Below are 13,748 nucleotides of genomic sequence, written 5' to 3' on the forward strand. Positions count from 1 at the left end.
ATTTACAAATAGTTAAACAAACTGAGATTTTGTACTTTAGTAAACGCTTGCTGGGACGCTTGCAGACCCACCAATTGCAAATTGAGCCGACTCACCGCTTCCGCTATGTCCAAATCTTGAATCTCCGATAGAGATTTTTCACCCTGAAATTTCAACTCCTCGTTGATGACATTTTGTGTATCAATTGAGTTTAAACGTGATCCGACACGGGCTCGAATGGTGGACACGTTGTCAATGGCGGCATCAATATTTGCCAGTGAATCTTGGTCAATGTTATTGGCTTCAAACGTGGCGGCCAGCGTATCCAGGGTCGAAAATATATCTTGAAGTCCACCGCCCACTGCCGGTATGTCCATAAACACATCGTTACCCGGATCACCCACAGCGATTTGCCGGGTTTCGCCGATTTGCAAAAACCGTTGTCCTGTATCTCCGAAATAGGAATAGCTTCCGGGAGGACTCTCAACAAACGGTTCGGTACGTACGGCGTGACCGGCAAACAAGTAATCACCGTTGGTGTCTTTAGTGTTGGCCAGGCCTTTAAGAGTTTCAATGCCTTGACGAATCTCCATAGCCACCGCAGTACGGTCGGGTTGCGACAGAGTGTCGTTGTTTCCCCGAATAGCGAGTTCCTTCATGCGAATGAGGACGTCGTTAACGCCATCCAGGGTTCGGTCTTCCAGATCCAGACGCGCTTCCCCTACTTGAGCATTTTTAACGTATTGCTGATTCTTCTCAATAATTTCCTTCAACGGCATAATTTGAACTGTGCCTACAGGATCATCAGAGGGATTCAATATCGCACGTCCGGTGGCAATTTGTTGTTGTGTATTGGACAAGTCGGCCTGTCGGTCCAGCATTATATTGATGGCGCGAAATTGCATTAATTTGTTAGTGACACGCATAAAGATGACCTCTATATAACTTCTGCTTCCGTGCTAGCGGTTGACCGAATTCAATAATGTTTGAAATAGGGAATCCACCACAGAAATCACCTGCGCAGCAGCTTGGTAGGCCTGCTGGTAGCGTAACAGGTTAACGGCTTCTTCATCCAAATTAACTCCGGATACGGATTCTTTGGCATCATAGGCCTGATCCATTAATGCCTTTTGTGCCGATGCATTGATCTTGGCCTGACCGGTTTTAACCCCAATACGGGCTACGGAGTTACCATAGGCATCCATCACAGTAGACGTACCATTATCCATGAATGTCGACGTACGAACACCGGCCATTAACAAGGCATTGCTGTTGTCTCCTACATTATTACCCACTTGCGCAGCTGCGATACTGGCAGGATCCGTTACTGCCATCCCTATTTGTTCCGCCGCATAACGCGTCGGCCGAACCAGAAAACTGTCACCTGAGTTGATACCGCCGGCCATATCCAGTGTAAACCCCTCACCGCTTACGGCTCTGGGTAAATCCGCTGAGGTAAAACTATCGACCAAGGTGTCATCCGACAATCGCAGAACCGAATAGTTGGTACCGTCAAAATTGACTCGATAATCACTGGCTTTCAGTTCACCTATTGCATTAATGGTTACGGTCATATTGCCGCTGGCAGGATTATTGTCCGAACTGGGTAAGGCAGCTACAGCTGTCTGATCCACCGGTGTGAAAAAGTTTAAACCGGTACTGCCATTCAAACCTTCACCCAAAACATGTTGACTGTTAAACACATTGGCCAGTGAGGCTGCGATACGACCCAGCTCCATTTGCGCCGGCTCCAGTAAATCGTCTTTTACACTAAGTAACCCCCCCAGCTTGCCACCGGTTAGCTGTTCGGTAATGGGTACTGAACCTGAAGGTGTAACCAAAGAGATACGTTTGTTTAATGGATCAAATTCGCCGTTACTCACTTGCAGACGCCCCGCGGACACATTCAATACGAGGGATTGCCCTGTACCCACATACACATTAACAGCGCCGTTTTCCTGGGCTACAGTGGTCACGTTGGTAATTTCAGATAATTCATGAATTAACAGATCCCGTTTGTCCAGCAGGTCATTGGGCGGTTGGCCGCCGGCCGCACCCGTTTGCAATACGATTTGTTCATTTAATGAGGCGATAGAAGCCGCAAGGTCATTCACCTGCGTCACCACGACACCAACCTGGGAATTCACACCGCTCTTTATTTGTTCCACCTGACGGTTAAGAGTGTGAAATGTCTCAACCAGATTTTCCGCTTCGGAAATCATTACCTGACGTGCCGGCGTGGAAGTGGGGTCGTTGGATACTCCATGAATGGAGTTAAAGAATCGGTCCAGAGCCGGGCTTAAACCGATACTGGGATCGGCAAATACCGACTCCACTTGAGATGCAATCTGCGCATAGGTATCGGATTGACCATAGTTCGCGGTACGTGTATTGAGTTGGTTCAACAGGAATTGGTCATATACCCGGTCAACTCCGGTGACCTGTACACCCTTACCGATAAAACCATTGGCGGCACGCTCGGGTTCACGCGTTGCCAAATTGACGCGTTGACGTGAATACCCTTCAGTGGTGGCATTGGAGATATTGTGACTGGTTACATCCAATGCCCTTTGAAAGGCCAGTAATCCGGAAACTGCTGTATTTAACATATGACTTTTTCACCTCAAAGTGGAAGAACCGCTGCTTAATCCACTGCGTCTAGTTTGCTTATCGTCGAGCCTTTAGATAGCTTTATAGCCTGCTGCATTTCCTCCAGAGCCTGCTGCATGGAGGAACTGTCCTTAATCTTCATGATCTTATGAGCGTATTGTGGATCTGTAGCATAACCGGCGCTTTGCAAATTGTTTGTGAACTCCTGCGCGCTTGCGGATTGTCCCACGTGTTTGTAACGAGGATTGCTTTGCAACAGGCGCACATAGTCATCAAAGCTTTCATCATAGGAATGATAACTTTTGAACCGGCTATGTTGTTGCTGTAATCCGGCTTCAGTATATTCCAAGGCGTGCAGGTTCACCGTGTCACCGTCCCAGTCCGAACCGGCTTTTATGTTAAACAAATTGTAACTGCCGGTACCGTTTGCGTGCCGCAAAATGTGCTTACCCCAGCCGGTTTCCAGAGCCGCTTGCGCCATTAAAGTATCGGGTGTGATGCCCAGGGATTTAGCCGCTCGCTGCGCCATTGGCCACAACCGGGTTACGAATGCCGTCGGGTTTTCAAACCTGTGGGAGTTGTTCTCCTGCCGTTCGGAACGCTCTTGGAAACGGGTTTCGATTGCAGTAGTATCGGACTCCGGTGTCGTGACCGTTGCCGCTTCGCTATTCACTGATGAGGAGTTTGGATTTGTCGGGAACTCCCCTGTTAAGTTCAATGGGTCTTTCTCTACGTTGCTTTCCGGGACGCGGTTCGATGGCACCAACCCGTTTTGTTGCAATTGCCGGGTAATCATTTCCGCCAAACCCAAACTATTGGTTTGCGCCAAATTGATAGACAACTGCTTATCGAGAAGATCTTTATAAAAATCCCCTTCGTCACTGTCGAACAAGCCTTCGCCCAATTGCGCCTCACGCATGCTTTTAAATATTTGTTGCAGGAACAATGCTTCAAACTGGCGTGCGACCGCATGTAACGCCTCGTTTGAATCTGTATCTGCTTGTCTTTTCAGGTCAGCAAACCCTTTGAAATCGGTGTAAACACCTGCCTGATCCAGTTTGATACTCATAGACGTTCCTGTTGGTGACTTATCCTGCTCACGATTGTTCAGTTTTTGCTAAATACTACCCGTATAAACACGACCCAGCTAAAACGGCAAAATACCGCGCGGGTAACCATCGGTCCAAGAAAACCCTCTCGGCGGATGAATTCGGCTACGCCCCAGTAACACTCGCTCACGATCCTTGTGAGCCGATTCCACAATCTATCCGTGATTGTGAAAATTCTTGGATTCATCCTTGCGATCCCTCAGGAGATAAACTGTCCTTAGTCTCTCCACTGCCAAGAGGGCTTACTTCGACAAACGGTTCTATTTCTACCCCTTTAATCCATACTTGCCCAACATTAAATTACGATCAAATTTGCTCTTAAGGCTCCGGCTTCTTTCAATGCCTCCAGTATGGCGACCAAATCACCCGGAGCTGCACCCACTTGGTTAATGGCTTTAACGATCTCATCCAACGAGATACCGGGTGCAAATTTAAACATGCGTTTGTTTTCCTGTTGCACTTCCAGTTGTGATTGCGGTACCACCACGGTTTCACCTTCAGATAAGGCGTTAGGCTGACTCACCTGCGCGCGTTCTGTTATAGTGACGGTTAAACTGCCATGGGTAACAGCCGCCGGAGCCACTGTAACGTGTTTTCCAATGATGATGGTCCCGGTACGGGAATTCACAATAATCTTCGCTGCACTATCCGCTGGTGAGACTTCGAGATTTTCCAACTCAGACAGATAAGCCACTTTTTGCGATACATCTATTGGCGCCCGTACTCGTATGGAAGTGGAATCCAGTGCGTAAGCCGTGTCGGCCCCAAACTTATTGTTAATTGCCTGTAATACGCGGTGAGCCGTTGTAAAGTCACCTTGATTCAAGCGAAATTCTATAAAATTGCTGTCGGTAAACGTGGTGGGTACGATACGCTCTACCGACGCGCCGCCGGGTATTCGACCGACGCTGGGTACATTAACCGTAATACTGGAACCGTCTGTTCCGGTGACACCAAACCCTCCCACAATAACGTTACCCTGAGCGATGGCATACACATTTCCGTCAGCTCCTTTTAGAGGCGACATGAGCAAAGTTCCTCCACGTAGACTTTTGGCCTCACCGATGGAAGACACGGTAACATCGATGGTTTGGCCCGGTTTAGAGAACGGCGGTAAAGTGGCATGTAGTGATACGGCAGCCACGTTTTTCGATTTCAAATCCACATTACTGGGTACGGTAACTCCTAATTTGCCCAGCATGGAACGCAGGCTCTGAATAGTAAAGGCGGTTTTATCTCCGGTCCCGTCCAAACCCACCACAAGCCCATAACCGATGAGCGGGTTATCGCGAATACCCGCTACAGAACTAATATCTTTTAATCGTTCCGCTTGCGTTGTGCCGGTCATGGCAAGACAAAGCAGTAAACCGGGTAATGTGATATTAATTTTATTCATAATCGCTGACATCCTCAAAACGGCCACCAGGCGCTGTCGGTGATACGTTGCAGCCAACCCTTTTTGTTACTCTCAGCTATTACACCTTCTCCACCATAAATGATTTTGGCATTGGCCAATTGACTGGAGCGAACGGTGTTATCCGGAGTGATATCGCCCGGTCTGACAATACCGGACAAACGAATATGTTCCTTACCCTGATTCAGGGATAACATCTTTTCACCACGCACTACCAGATTACCATTTGCCAATACTTCCGATATGGTGACCGATATGGTCCCGCTGAGGCTGTTGCTTTGACTGCTATCACCCTGACCGGCAAAAGCTCTTTGAGCATCCAGTTGAGTATCCAGAATATTGACTCCGCCTTTGGTGATACCCCGTCCCAAAAAAGTAGGGATACCGACATCCACCTCACCATCTTTAGACGTGGTCGTGGAGGCAGATTTAGATGCATTGGTGTTTTCCTGTAAAATGACGGTCAGTATGTCACCCACATGCTTTGCTTTAGTATCTTCGAACAGCTTGATCTCATAACCGCTCTTATAAATGGAACCGGTTTTCATGGGCAGCGGTTTGCTATACGTCGGTCGCACCGTGGCGAATTGAATATCGGCATCGTTGTTCAACGATGCACAACCGGTCAGTAGTGACGACATGACCAACCACGCTAAAAGCACAAAACGCATTTCAATCCCTCGCTACACGTTGTTATTCAGATACTGCAACATTTGATCAGCAGTACTGATAGCTTTGGTATTGACTTCATAGGCTCGCTGGGTCTCTATCATGTCCACCATTTCCTTGACTACATTTACGTTGGACGACTCCAACTCACCCTGCAATAAGCTGCCAATACCGTTCAAACCGGGTGTGCCCACCTGAGGAGCACCACTGGAACCGGTTTCCAGATACATATTTTCACCGATGGGCTGCAAACCACTGGCGTTGATAAACTCCGCGATTTGGATATTACCCACTACGGTAGGCGAAGTACTGCCTGCGGTGACAACACTGACTGTACCGTCCGCGCCAATGGATGTGGTCAGGGTATTCGCCGGCAAGGTAATGGCGGGCTGTAAAGGCAAGCCACCGGAGGTAACCATTTGTCCGCTGGAATTGACTTGAAACCCGCCGTCACGGGTATACCCAATCCCTCCATCCGGACGCAGTATTTGAAAAAACCCCCGACCGGAAATAGCGATATCCAACGGTTTGTCGGTTTGAATCAAATTACCTTGGGAATGTATTTTCTCCGTCGCCACGGTTCGAACTCCTGTGCCCAAGGAGAATCCGGACGGCAGTTCGTTCACATCGTCCACCTGGGCACCGGCTTGGCGTACGTTTTGATACAGAAGATCTTCAAATACCGCTCTGGATTTTTTGTAACCGATAGTGTTCACGTTGGCCAGATTGTTGGATATCACTGACAACTTGGTCTGTTGTGCATCCAAACCGGTTTTTGCTACCCATAATGCTGAAGTCATAATAAGTTCCTTTTAATAGCCAATCCGTGAAACCGCAGTAACAAAGCCGATAAATGATTACGATAATTTCAACAACTGATCCGTTGCTGCATCCATCTCCTGGGCTTCTTTCATAACTTTTACCTGAGTCTCGTAAGAGCGAGCCAGGCTGATCATATTCACCATCGCTTCAACCACGTTTACATTGCTGCTCTCCAGCGTACCGCTGGCCACCCTGATAGAGGCATCCGCTTGTAAGGCAATACCATCTTTATGCCGAATCAGGCCGTCCAAGCCTTTTACCAAATCCTTGGGCTCCCCTTTCACCAAACGAATTCTATCCACTACGGCCAAAGTATTACTGCCGGGGGGACGAATGCTGATACTTCCGTCATTACCAATAGTGATGGATTCGCCGGGAGGAAGAATGATTGGACCGCCGTTACCCAATACCGGCAAACCGGTGCCGGTCACCAGCAGGCCACCCTGCTCCAGTCTGAGATCTCCGGCGCGGGTGTAAGCTTCGCTACCTTCTTTGGATTGAACGCTGATCCAGCCGTCGTTGGATACGGCAATATCCAACTCCCGGCCTGTGCTTATCAGCGCCCCTTTCTGGAAATCCACACCGGGTTTTTCGGTAATGGCAAATACCCGGCTGGGATAACCTTCGCCAAAGGCTTGCATGGAGCGAAACGCATTGAGATCACTCAAAAACCCCGTGGTACTGACGTTTGCGAGGTTATTGTTGTTAGCCTGTTGTGCCAGCAGGGTCTGCTTGGCACCAGACATGGCTACATAAAGAACTCTATCCATACTTTTTCACTCCAGCCTTTCCAATGACACTAAACCGCTTACTAAATATTTATGATGGTTTGAGTGATGGTGTCAGCAGTGCTTATCACCTGGGCATTAGCCTGGAAGTTTCTCTGTGAGGTGATCAACGACACCAGAGATGCGGCGATATCCACGTTGGATGCTTCTAAGGCACCCGATTGTAACAAACCCAAACTGCCGGTCCCCGGTTCCCCGAGTATCACAGAACCCGAATCAAAAGTTTCCGCCCAATTGGTTTGACCCAGTTCACGCAAACCTTCCGGATTGGCAAAGTTGGCCAGGGCCATTTTACCCAAGGCAGAAGATTGACCATTGGTATAACGGGCAAAAATCACACCTTCGTCGTCTATATCCAAGCCACTTAATCGTCCTGAAGCATAGCCATTCTGATTCAGGGTGTTAATGGCAAATTGACCGCCGTACTGGGTGGTAGATGCGTAGTTGATATTAAGCGACATGGGTGCAGCTCCCGTCCCCAATGCGGCCGAGGATATGGGCGCGTATTGCATGGAAATCGGAGTTGCTAAAGTGCCATCGGTATTAAATGTCAGGGTAATGGGCGAAGCCGCAGGCGGGACGGCTGCCGCATCAGTGGCTATCTCATTACCGTCCACGTACATGTAGGATTCCCACTGGTTGGGAACTGCGGTTTTCACATAGTACAACGAAGCCGTGTGCTGAGATCCAAGAGAATCATAAACCACTAAGGAGGTTGAACTGTTGTAAGTTGTTGGATCCGTGGCATCAAAGGGCACAATGACCGGCGGAGTTGCCGACGCATCCAGGTTAAACCCTGCGGTAATGTCCTGGGTCGCATTTGGCGGCCCATTGGTTGTAGCCAATTGTAAATCCGTTAACATACCGGTGTTGAAAATGGCCGGGATGTTGTTACCTACCACAGGGAACACTTGCAAACGCTGGTTATGATTGTTGATTACTGTACCGTCGGAAGAAACATGAAAACTACCGTTACGGGTATAAGCCCGGCCACTGGCATCGTCTACGACAAAAAACCCCTGGCCGCTAATGGCTACATCCAAGGAACGATCGGTAAAATCAATGCTTCCTTGGGAAAACTGTTGATTCACTGTACTGACTCGAACACCGTTACCGGTAGAGGCATCGGTGGTACCACCGAAGGAAACCGCATAGACATCAGCAAACTCGGCACGGGATCGTTTGAATCCCACCGTTGCCGCATTGGCAATATTGTTTCCGGTAACCTTTAGTTCGGTTGAAGCGGCGTTTAAACCGCTAAGCGCTATACGAAATGGCATGACGACTTCTCCCTGCAAAAACGACTGAACATACTTCTAACTCTCTATCGAATTTCTCTGACATCGGAGAAATTGATGGACCCCATATCTTTTAAATTCAGAACAATACCCTGGCCTGCGCCGCCCATGAGGACACTCTCCACGGAGGCATTAACCAACGTGCCCGCGCGATATTGGCCGTTGTCACCCTGGACTTCCGCTACTATTTCATAGTAATCCGGGGGAACACGATTGTTCTCCGAATCCAGGCCATTCCAAGTGAAAGGTGCATCTCCGGCCTGCCGCGGTCCCAGCTCCATGCGTTTAATTAACTCCCCGCGACTGTTTTGAATAGTGATGGATACATTCATGGTATTTTCCGCCACATCTATTACGCCGTTGACCTCACCGTTTTCGTTCAGTGGGGCCACACTGGCGGGAACCAAGACCGAACGGCCAACCAAAGTGGACGCTTGCAAAGCCTGATTGGACTGTAAAGACGTGGCCAGTTCATTGAAGGAATCTTTCAGTTCCGTCAGACCGGTTACGGCACTGAATTGCGCCATCTGGGCAATGAAGTCACCATTTTCCAACGGTTTGAAAGGATCCTGATTGCGTAGCTGCGCTACCATCAGATCCAGAAACTCCTGTTGCCCTAACTCTGTATTGCGTTTGGTTTCTTTTACTTGTGGCCCCAGTTCTTTATACAGTTCACTGGATTTAATATCATTTACGCTCATAGTCTCAGTTCCGTTTGCTTTTCCTTAACTGCCCTTAGGCATCACCCAGAGCCAGGGTTCGCATTAACATTTGTTTAGACGTATTTACCACTTCCACATTGGTACGGTAAGAACGAGAGGCAGAGATCATATTGGCCATTTCTTCCACCAGATTCACATTGGGGAAAAAAATGTAACCTTCCTGATTCGCCTTAGGATGGTCCGGGCGATACTCGCTACGCAGTGGTGTAGCGCTTTCCACAATACCATCCACCTTCACCCCTACTCCGCTGGAGGCGTCGCTGAAATCGTTCACTAACGCAGAAAACACCGGATGTCGGGCCCGATAGGTTTTCTCCACGCTACTACTCACACTGTTTGCATTGGAAATATTGCTGGCCGTAGTATTTAGACGCAGTGTTTGCGCACTCATACCGCTGGCAGCAATATCAAAGATTCGATACAAAGACATGTTTATTCACCTTTTAATGCGGTTTTGAGAGTTTTAATCTTGCCACTGAGGAACATAAGGCTGGCCTGATACTGCAGCGCATTCTGCAAAAACTGGGATTTTTCGACTTGGGAATCCACCGTATTGCCATCAACAGAAGGTTGCATGGGTGAGCGATACATCAACTCGGCACCATTGATGCTATCGGATGTACGGATGTGTTTCGCATGGGTTGTTTTCATACCGGATGAAATTCCGGTATCCGTCATAGCTTGTTGCATGGCCTGTTTGAAATCGAAATCGCGGGCTTTAAACCCCGGTGTGTCGGCATTGGCCAGGTTATTTGCCAGAATTTCCGCACGCTTGGAGCGTGTGGTCACCGCTGTGGCGTGTACACCCAAATAACTGTCTATATCGAATCGCATCCTATGCTCCAAACTGCGTTCTTACTTCAACCCAAACGGGTTCTCCCGGTTTGATTAGAGCAATCTCTGTGCCACTTTGTATTTGGCATATAATACAGATAGTTACGGCATTTTCTCGAGCTTAAATCGGAACCGGCGGCAACACTTATCCCTGTGAGCGGCAAACGGAGCGCCACGCTATAGCGCAGGGAAGTTAACAAGATCGGAAGTGGCATGTTGAAATCGTCTCTATATCAGCTAATATATGCAGCCTTTACCAACACCAAGGCAATACTTCCATGTGGGACCAACGTTACAGCGTCGAAGAATACATTTACGGCAAAGAGCCCAATGAATTTTTGGCCGAATCGGTAGGAAAAATACCCAAAGGTAAAGTTCTTTGTGTTGCCGAGGGCGAAGGTCGCAATGCGGTATTCCTGGCACAACAGGGTTACAATGTCCTGGCAGTGGATTCCTCGGCAGTCGGTCTGGAAAAAGCTCGTAAACTGGCTCAGGAAAAAGGAGTTGAAATCCAAACCCTGATCTGCGATTTGGCCGAGCTGAAGATTGAACCCGAGAGCTGGGACGGTGTGGTTTCTATTTTTGCCCATGTACCCCCTATGGTACGAAAGGAACTGCATACGAATATCACCAAGGGCTTACGCAGTGGCGGAGTATTGGTACTTGAGGCTTACCGTCCCAAACAACTACAGTATAAAACCGGTGGACCTCCGGTCGAAGAATTGATGATGACGTTGGACGCTCTGCAACAGGAGTTACAAGGATTACATATAGACTACGGTATGGAATTGGATCGAGATATCGTTGAAGGAGCGTTTCATACCGGCAAAGGCGCTGTCGTACAAATTATCGCTACCAAACCCTGAGTCACCAGTTCCTGAATTGTTTGGACTCAGTTCCCACAAGAATTGTGGAAATTCGTCTTTTTCGAGATAGGCGTATCTCGAAGAGTTAATGCTCACGCTTGCAATTCTTTATCAGGGTTATACCGGGTTCCTGCAGACCTTTATTCGGACTACATAACGTTGTAAACTACGCCGATTAAGTTCTTGTCGGTTCGCGCCAAACACACCGTTGCGCATTCCATCTTCTACAACAATTTTCTACAACGACAAAAGGGATTGGGTCTTCGGTATGCAATTTGCTTCTCTTAATTTTCTTGAGCCGCTTAATCTAAAATTATTTTCGTTCTGATTTTGTTTATCGACTGTGGACAGATACCGAAACAGGTTCAGAAAAATCGGAATAGTCCTGAAAAATACTGTTTTAACTGCACCAGTATGAAGATTAATCATTATTAACCAGGGGACATTGACATCCCTACTTATTACCAGTAGCTGACTATAGTGAATACGATAACTGATAACGCCACCGCAAGCCCAACCTCTTCGTTTAATCGAAAACAACTGATAGCTGCCCTGATATTTGCTGCCATCGCCATGGCCGTGGCGACGGTTGTACCCACCGTTTCCATTGCATGGGTCTGTGCCATATTATTGTTCACCATCTACCTGTTCGCCTTTGAGGTGGTGGGAGTGGATGTTGCGGCAACCACCGTCATGATCTTGCTTGGAATCACCACCTTGGCAGCTCCCATCATGGGATTGGATAAAGGTTTGGTAGACCCCAATCACTTGTTTGATGGATTTTCCTCAAATGCTGTCATATCTATCATTGCCGTGATGATCATCGGCGCCGGTCTGGATAAAACCGGCATCATGAGCCAAGTGGCTTCTTTTATCCTTAAAGTCGGTGGCGTTAGTGAAGCCCGAATCATTCCCATCATATCCAGCACAGTTGGAGTAATTTCCTCTTTTATGCAGAACGTGGGCGCTGCAGCCTTGTTTTTACCGGTCGTATCCCGAATTTCTGCACGGTCCGGTTTGCCCATGTCTCGATTGCTCATGCCCATGGGGTTTTGCGCTATTTTGGGCGGAACTCTAACCATGGTGGGTTCCAGTCCGCTGATTCTACTCAACGATTTGATCTTGACCTCCAACCAAGCCTTGCCCGCTGATCAGCAAATGCATACCTGGTCCTTGTTTTCGGTAACTCCCATAGGATTAGCTCTGGTGTCCACAGGCATTATTTATTTTGTGCTGGCGGGTAAATACGTATTGCCAAGCCACACCAATACCGCTGACGGCAGCAGCGCAGCCAACACCATGAGCTATTTCCAACAAGTGTATTCGCTAAACTATGAGCTGTATGAAGTCGTGGTTCCGGAAAACAGCCCAATTATCGGCTCACAGTTGGATGACATTGAACATTCTAATCGAATTCGAGTTATTGCCGAACATACCGGAAGTAATGATTTGCGTATTGGTCCCGGCAGTTTAGCTCGGGATTTGGGCATACAAGCCGGTACTATACTTGGGATACTGGCGGCACCAAAGAATTTAATAGCCTTTGTCGAAAAGTTCGGCTTGGAGCTTAGAAAGGATATCGAAACATTTACCGATGCTTTGGCATCAACAAAAGCGGGTATTGGTGAAATTGTTATCCCGCCCCGCTCCAGTCTCATTGGTAAAAGCGCGCGCGATTTGTGGATGCGGAAAGTCTACGGAATTGCGGTTGTGGCACTACATCGCAACGGAGAAACACTTCGAGAAGGTGATGGTATTCGGGATTTGCCCTTTCAAGCCGGCGATACCCTCATTGTGCATACCAGTTGGGATGCCTTAGCTCGATTAGAAACCGACCGCAACTTTGTGGTCATGACGACGGAATACCCTCACGAAGAATTACGTCCCCATAAAATCGGTTATGCCTTGTTCTTTTTTGGCGTTGCACTGAGCCTGATACTGATGACCGACTTGCGTTTATCCATTGCTCTATTCGTCGGGGCTATCGGTATGATTTTATCAGGTGTTCTCAGTATTGAAGAGGCCTACGATGCCGTCAGTTGGAAAACCGTTTTTCTTCTAGCCTCTCTTATACCCTTGGGCTTGGCTGTGGAAACCAGTGGTACCGCCAAGTGGATTGCTGAACAGGTTTTATTGGTGGTGGGTCACATGCCCATATGGGTCATTCAAACCGCTGTGGCGATACTGGCCACTTTTTTCACCCTGGTTATGTCCAACGTCGGAGCCACCGTACTGTTGGTTCCACTGGCAGTCAATATTGCTATCGGCGCCGGAGCCAGCCCCGCCGTTTTTGCTTTAACCGTCGCAATAGCCACATCGAATTCTTTCTTAATCCCAACCCACCAGGTGAATGCCTTGATCATGGGGCCGGCAGGCTATCGTGTCATTGACTTCATGCGTGCCGGCGGTATCATGACTGTAATGTTTTTAATTGTGGCCATGTCTGTGTTGACCTTACTGTACTAAACACATATATCTACTCAGTGCGTGTGATCATGGGCATCGGCATGGCGTATTCCCTCGCCAGCCGATTCTGACAGTGTCTTGGAATCTTGGTTTTCACTGCCGATCTGGTGTTCATCCTCCAGCACAACTCTGAAATGAATAAATACCAGGATAGTTTCAAACATCTGTTAA

14 protein-coding genes are annotated in these 13,748 nt (G+C 48.2%); 2 read left to right on the top strand and 12 right to left on the bottom strand.

Annotated elements, in window-relative coordinates; all coding sequences use genetic code 11:
- Nucleotides 1–2: 2 nt before the first annotated feature.
- The 11 genes from flgL to flgB all read right to left on the bottom strand — a co-directional run bounded on the left by flgL (nt 3) and on the right by flgB (nt 10,245).
- Nucleotides 3–905, bottom strand: coding sequence for a flagellar hook-associated protein FlgL (gene flgL / locus OEY58_05780; protein ID MDH5324953.1), 903 nt, complete (start codon nt 903–905; stop codon nt 3–5).
- 33 nt (nt 906–938) lie between these two features.
- Nucleotides 939–2,588 carry a flagellar hook-associated protein FlgK gene (gene flgK / locus OEY58_05785; protein ID MDH5324954.1) on the bottom strand — a complete coding sequence of 550 codons (1,650 nt, stop codon included), beginning with the start codon at nt 2,586–2,588 and terminating at the stop codon, nt 939–941.
- Nucleotides 2,589–2,623: 35 nt separating this feature from the next.
- Nucleotides 2,624–3,658, bottom strand: coding sequence for a flagellar assembly peptidoglycan hydrolase FlgJ (flgJ, locus tag OEY58_05790; GenBank protein MDH5324955.1), 1,035 nt, complete (start codon nt 3,656–3,658; stop codon nt 2,624–2,626).
- Nucleotides 3,659–3,993: 335 nt separating this feature from the next.
- On the bottom strand, nt 3,994–5,094 hold the full coding sequence (locus OEY58_05795; GenBank protein ID MDH5324956.1) for a flagellar basal body P-ring protein FlgI: 1,101 nt from the start codon (nt 5,092–5,094) through the stop codon (nt 3,994–3,996).
- Between the two features lie 14 nt (nt 5,095–5,108).
- Nucleotides 5,109–5,783 carry a flagellar basal body L-ring protein FlgH gene (flgH, locus tag OEY58_05800; GenBank protein MDH5324957.1) on the bottom strand — a complete coding sequence of 225 codons (675 nt, stop codon included), beginning with the start codon at nt 5,781–5,783 and terminating at the stop codon, nt 5,109–5,111.
- A gap of 12 nt (nt 5,784–5,795) precedes the next feature.
- The gene (flgG, locus tag OEY58_05805; protein MDH5324958.1) at nt 5,796–6,581 is read right to left on the bottom strand and encodes a flagellar basal-body rod protein FlgG; all 786 of its coding nucleotides are present in this window, start codon (nt 6,579–6,581) and stop codon (nt 5,796–5,798) included.
- Nucleotides 6,582–6,638: 57 nt separating this feature from the next.
- Entirely contained in the window at nt 6,639–7,373 is a 735-nt protein-coding gene (locus OEY58_05810) for a flagellar basal body rod protein FlgF (protein MDH5324959.1), read from the bottom strand.
- Nucleotides 7,374–7,414: 41 nt separating this feature from the next.
- Nucleotides 7,415–8,671: a flagellar hook protein FlgE gene (flgE, locus tag OEY58_05815; GenBank protein ID MDH5324960.1), complete on the bottom strand. Its 1,257-nt coding sequence runs from the start codon at nt 8,669–8,671 to the stop codon at nt 7,415–7,417.
- Between the two features lie 44 nt (nt 8,672–8,715).
- Nucleotides 8,716–9,390: a flagellar hook assembly protein FlgD gene (locus OEY58_05820; protein ID MDH5324961.1), complete on the bottom strand. Its 675-nt coding sequence runs from the start codon at nt 9,388–9,390 to the stop codon at nt 8,716–8,718.
- 34 nt (nt 9,391–9,424) lie between these two features.
- Nucleotides 9,425–9,841 (bottom strand): flagellar basal body rod protein FlgC, encoded by a 417-nt coding sequence (gene flgC, locus OEY58_05825; GenBank protein MDH5324962.1) that lies wholly within the window; start codon nt 9,839–9,841, stop codon nt 9,425–9,427.
- Between the two features lie 2 nt (nt 9,842–9,843).
- Nucleotides 9,844–10,245, bottom strand: coding sequence for a flagellar basal body rod protein FlgB (gene flgB, locus OEY58_05830; protein ID MDH5324963.1), 402 nt, complete (start codon nt 10,243–10,245; stop codon nt 9,844–9,846).
- Between the two features lie 278 nt (nt 10,246–10,523).
- On the opposite strand from flgB, the gene OEY58_05835 reads away from it, so the two are divergent.
- Together OEY58_05835 and OEY58_05840 are read left to right on the top strand one after the other, a co-directional pair.
- The gene (locus OEY58_05835; protein MDH5324964.1) at nt 10,524–11,111 is read left to right on the top strand and encodes a class I SAM-dependent methyltransferase; all 588 of its coding nucleotides are present in this window, start codon (nt 10,524–10,526) and stop codon (nt 11,109–11,111) included.
- A gap of 573 nt (nt 11,112–11,684) precedes the next feature.
- Nucleotides 11,685–13,577, top strand: coding sequence for an SLC13 family permease (locus tag OEY58_05840; GenBank protein ID MDH5324965.1), 1,893 nt, complete (start codon nt 11,685–11,687; stop codon nt 13,575–13,577).
- A 14-nt stretch (nt 13,578–13,591) separates the two neighbouring features.
- Here the strand turns inward: OEY58_05840 and OEY58_05845 are convergent, their stop codons facing one another.
- Complete coding sequence (locus OEY58_05845) at nt 13,592–13,741, bottom strand: hypothetical protein (GenBank protein MDH5324966.1); 150 nt, start codon at nt 13,739–13,741, stop codon at nt 13,592–13,594.
- Between the last annotated feature and the right edge of the window lie 7 nt (nt 13,742–13,748).

Source organism: Gammaproteobacteria bacterium (assembly GCA_029882975.1).
Taxonomy (GTDB): Bacteria; Pseudomonadota; Gammaproteobacteria; order SZUA-152; family SZUA-152; genus JAJDNG01.

Excerpts from the sequence above, each read along its gene's own strand:
- flgL (MDH5324953.1), bottom strand. The coding sequence starts at position 905 with ATGCGTGTCACTAACAAATTAATGCAATTTCGCGCCATCAATATAATG.
- flgK (MDH5324954.1), bottom strand. The coding sequence starts at position 2,588 with ATGTTAAATACAGCAGTTTCCGGATTACTGGCCTTTCAAAGGGCATTG.
- flgJ (MDH5324955.1), bottom strand. The coding sequence starts at position 3,658 with ATGAGTATCAAACTGGATCAGGCAGGTGTTTACACCGATTTCAAAGGG.
- OEY58_05795 (MDH5324956.1), bottom strand. The coding sequence starts at position 5,094 with ATGAATAAAATTAATATCACATTACCCGGTTTACTGCTTTGTCTTGCC.
- flgH (MDH5324957.1), bottom strand. The coding sequence starts at position 5,783 with ATGCGTTTTGTGCTTTTAGCGTGGTTGGTCATGTCGTCACTACTGACC.
- flgG (MDH5324958.1), bottom strand. The coding sequence starts at position 6,581 with ATGACTTCAGCATTATGGGTAGCAAAAACCGGTTTGGATGCACAACAG.
- OEY58_05810 (MDH5324959.1), bottom strand. The coding sequence starts at position 7,373 with ATGGATAGAGTTCTTTATGTAGCCATGTCTGGTGCCAAGCAGACCCTG.
- flgE (MDH5324960.1), bottom strand. The coding sequence starts at position 8,671 with ATGCCATTTCGTATAGCGCTTAGCGGTTTAAACGCCGCTTCAACCGAA.
- OEY58_05820 (MDH5324961.1), bottom strand. The coding sequence starts at position 9,390 with ATGAGCGTAAATGATATTAAATCCAGTGAACTGTATAAAGAACTGGGG.
- flgC (MDH5324962.1), bottom strand. The coding sequence starts at position 9,841 with ATGTCTTTGTATCGAATCTTTGATATTGCTGCCAGCGGTATGAGTGCG.
- flgB (MDH5324963.1), bottom strand. The coding sequence starts at position 10,245 with ATGCGATTCGATATAGACAGTTATTTGGGTGTACACGCCACAGCGGTG.
- OEY58_05835 (MDH5324964.1), top strand. The coding sequence starts at position 10,524 with ATGTGGGACCAACGTTACAGCGTCGAAGAATACATTTACGGCAAAGAG.
- OEY58_05840 (MDH5324965.1), top strand. The coding sequence starts at position 11,685 with ATGGCCGTGGCGACGGTTGTACCCACCGTTTCCATTGCATGGGTCTGT.
- OEY58_05845 (MDH5324966.1), bottom strand. The coding sequence starts at position 13,741 with ATGTTTGAAACTATCCTGGTATTTATTCATTTCAGAGTTGTGCTGGAG.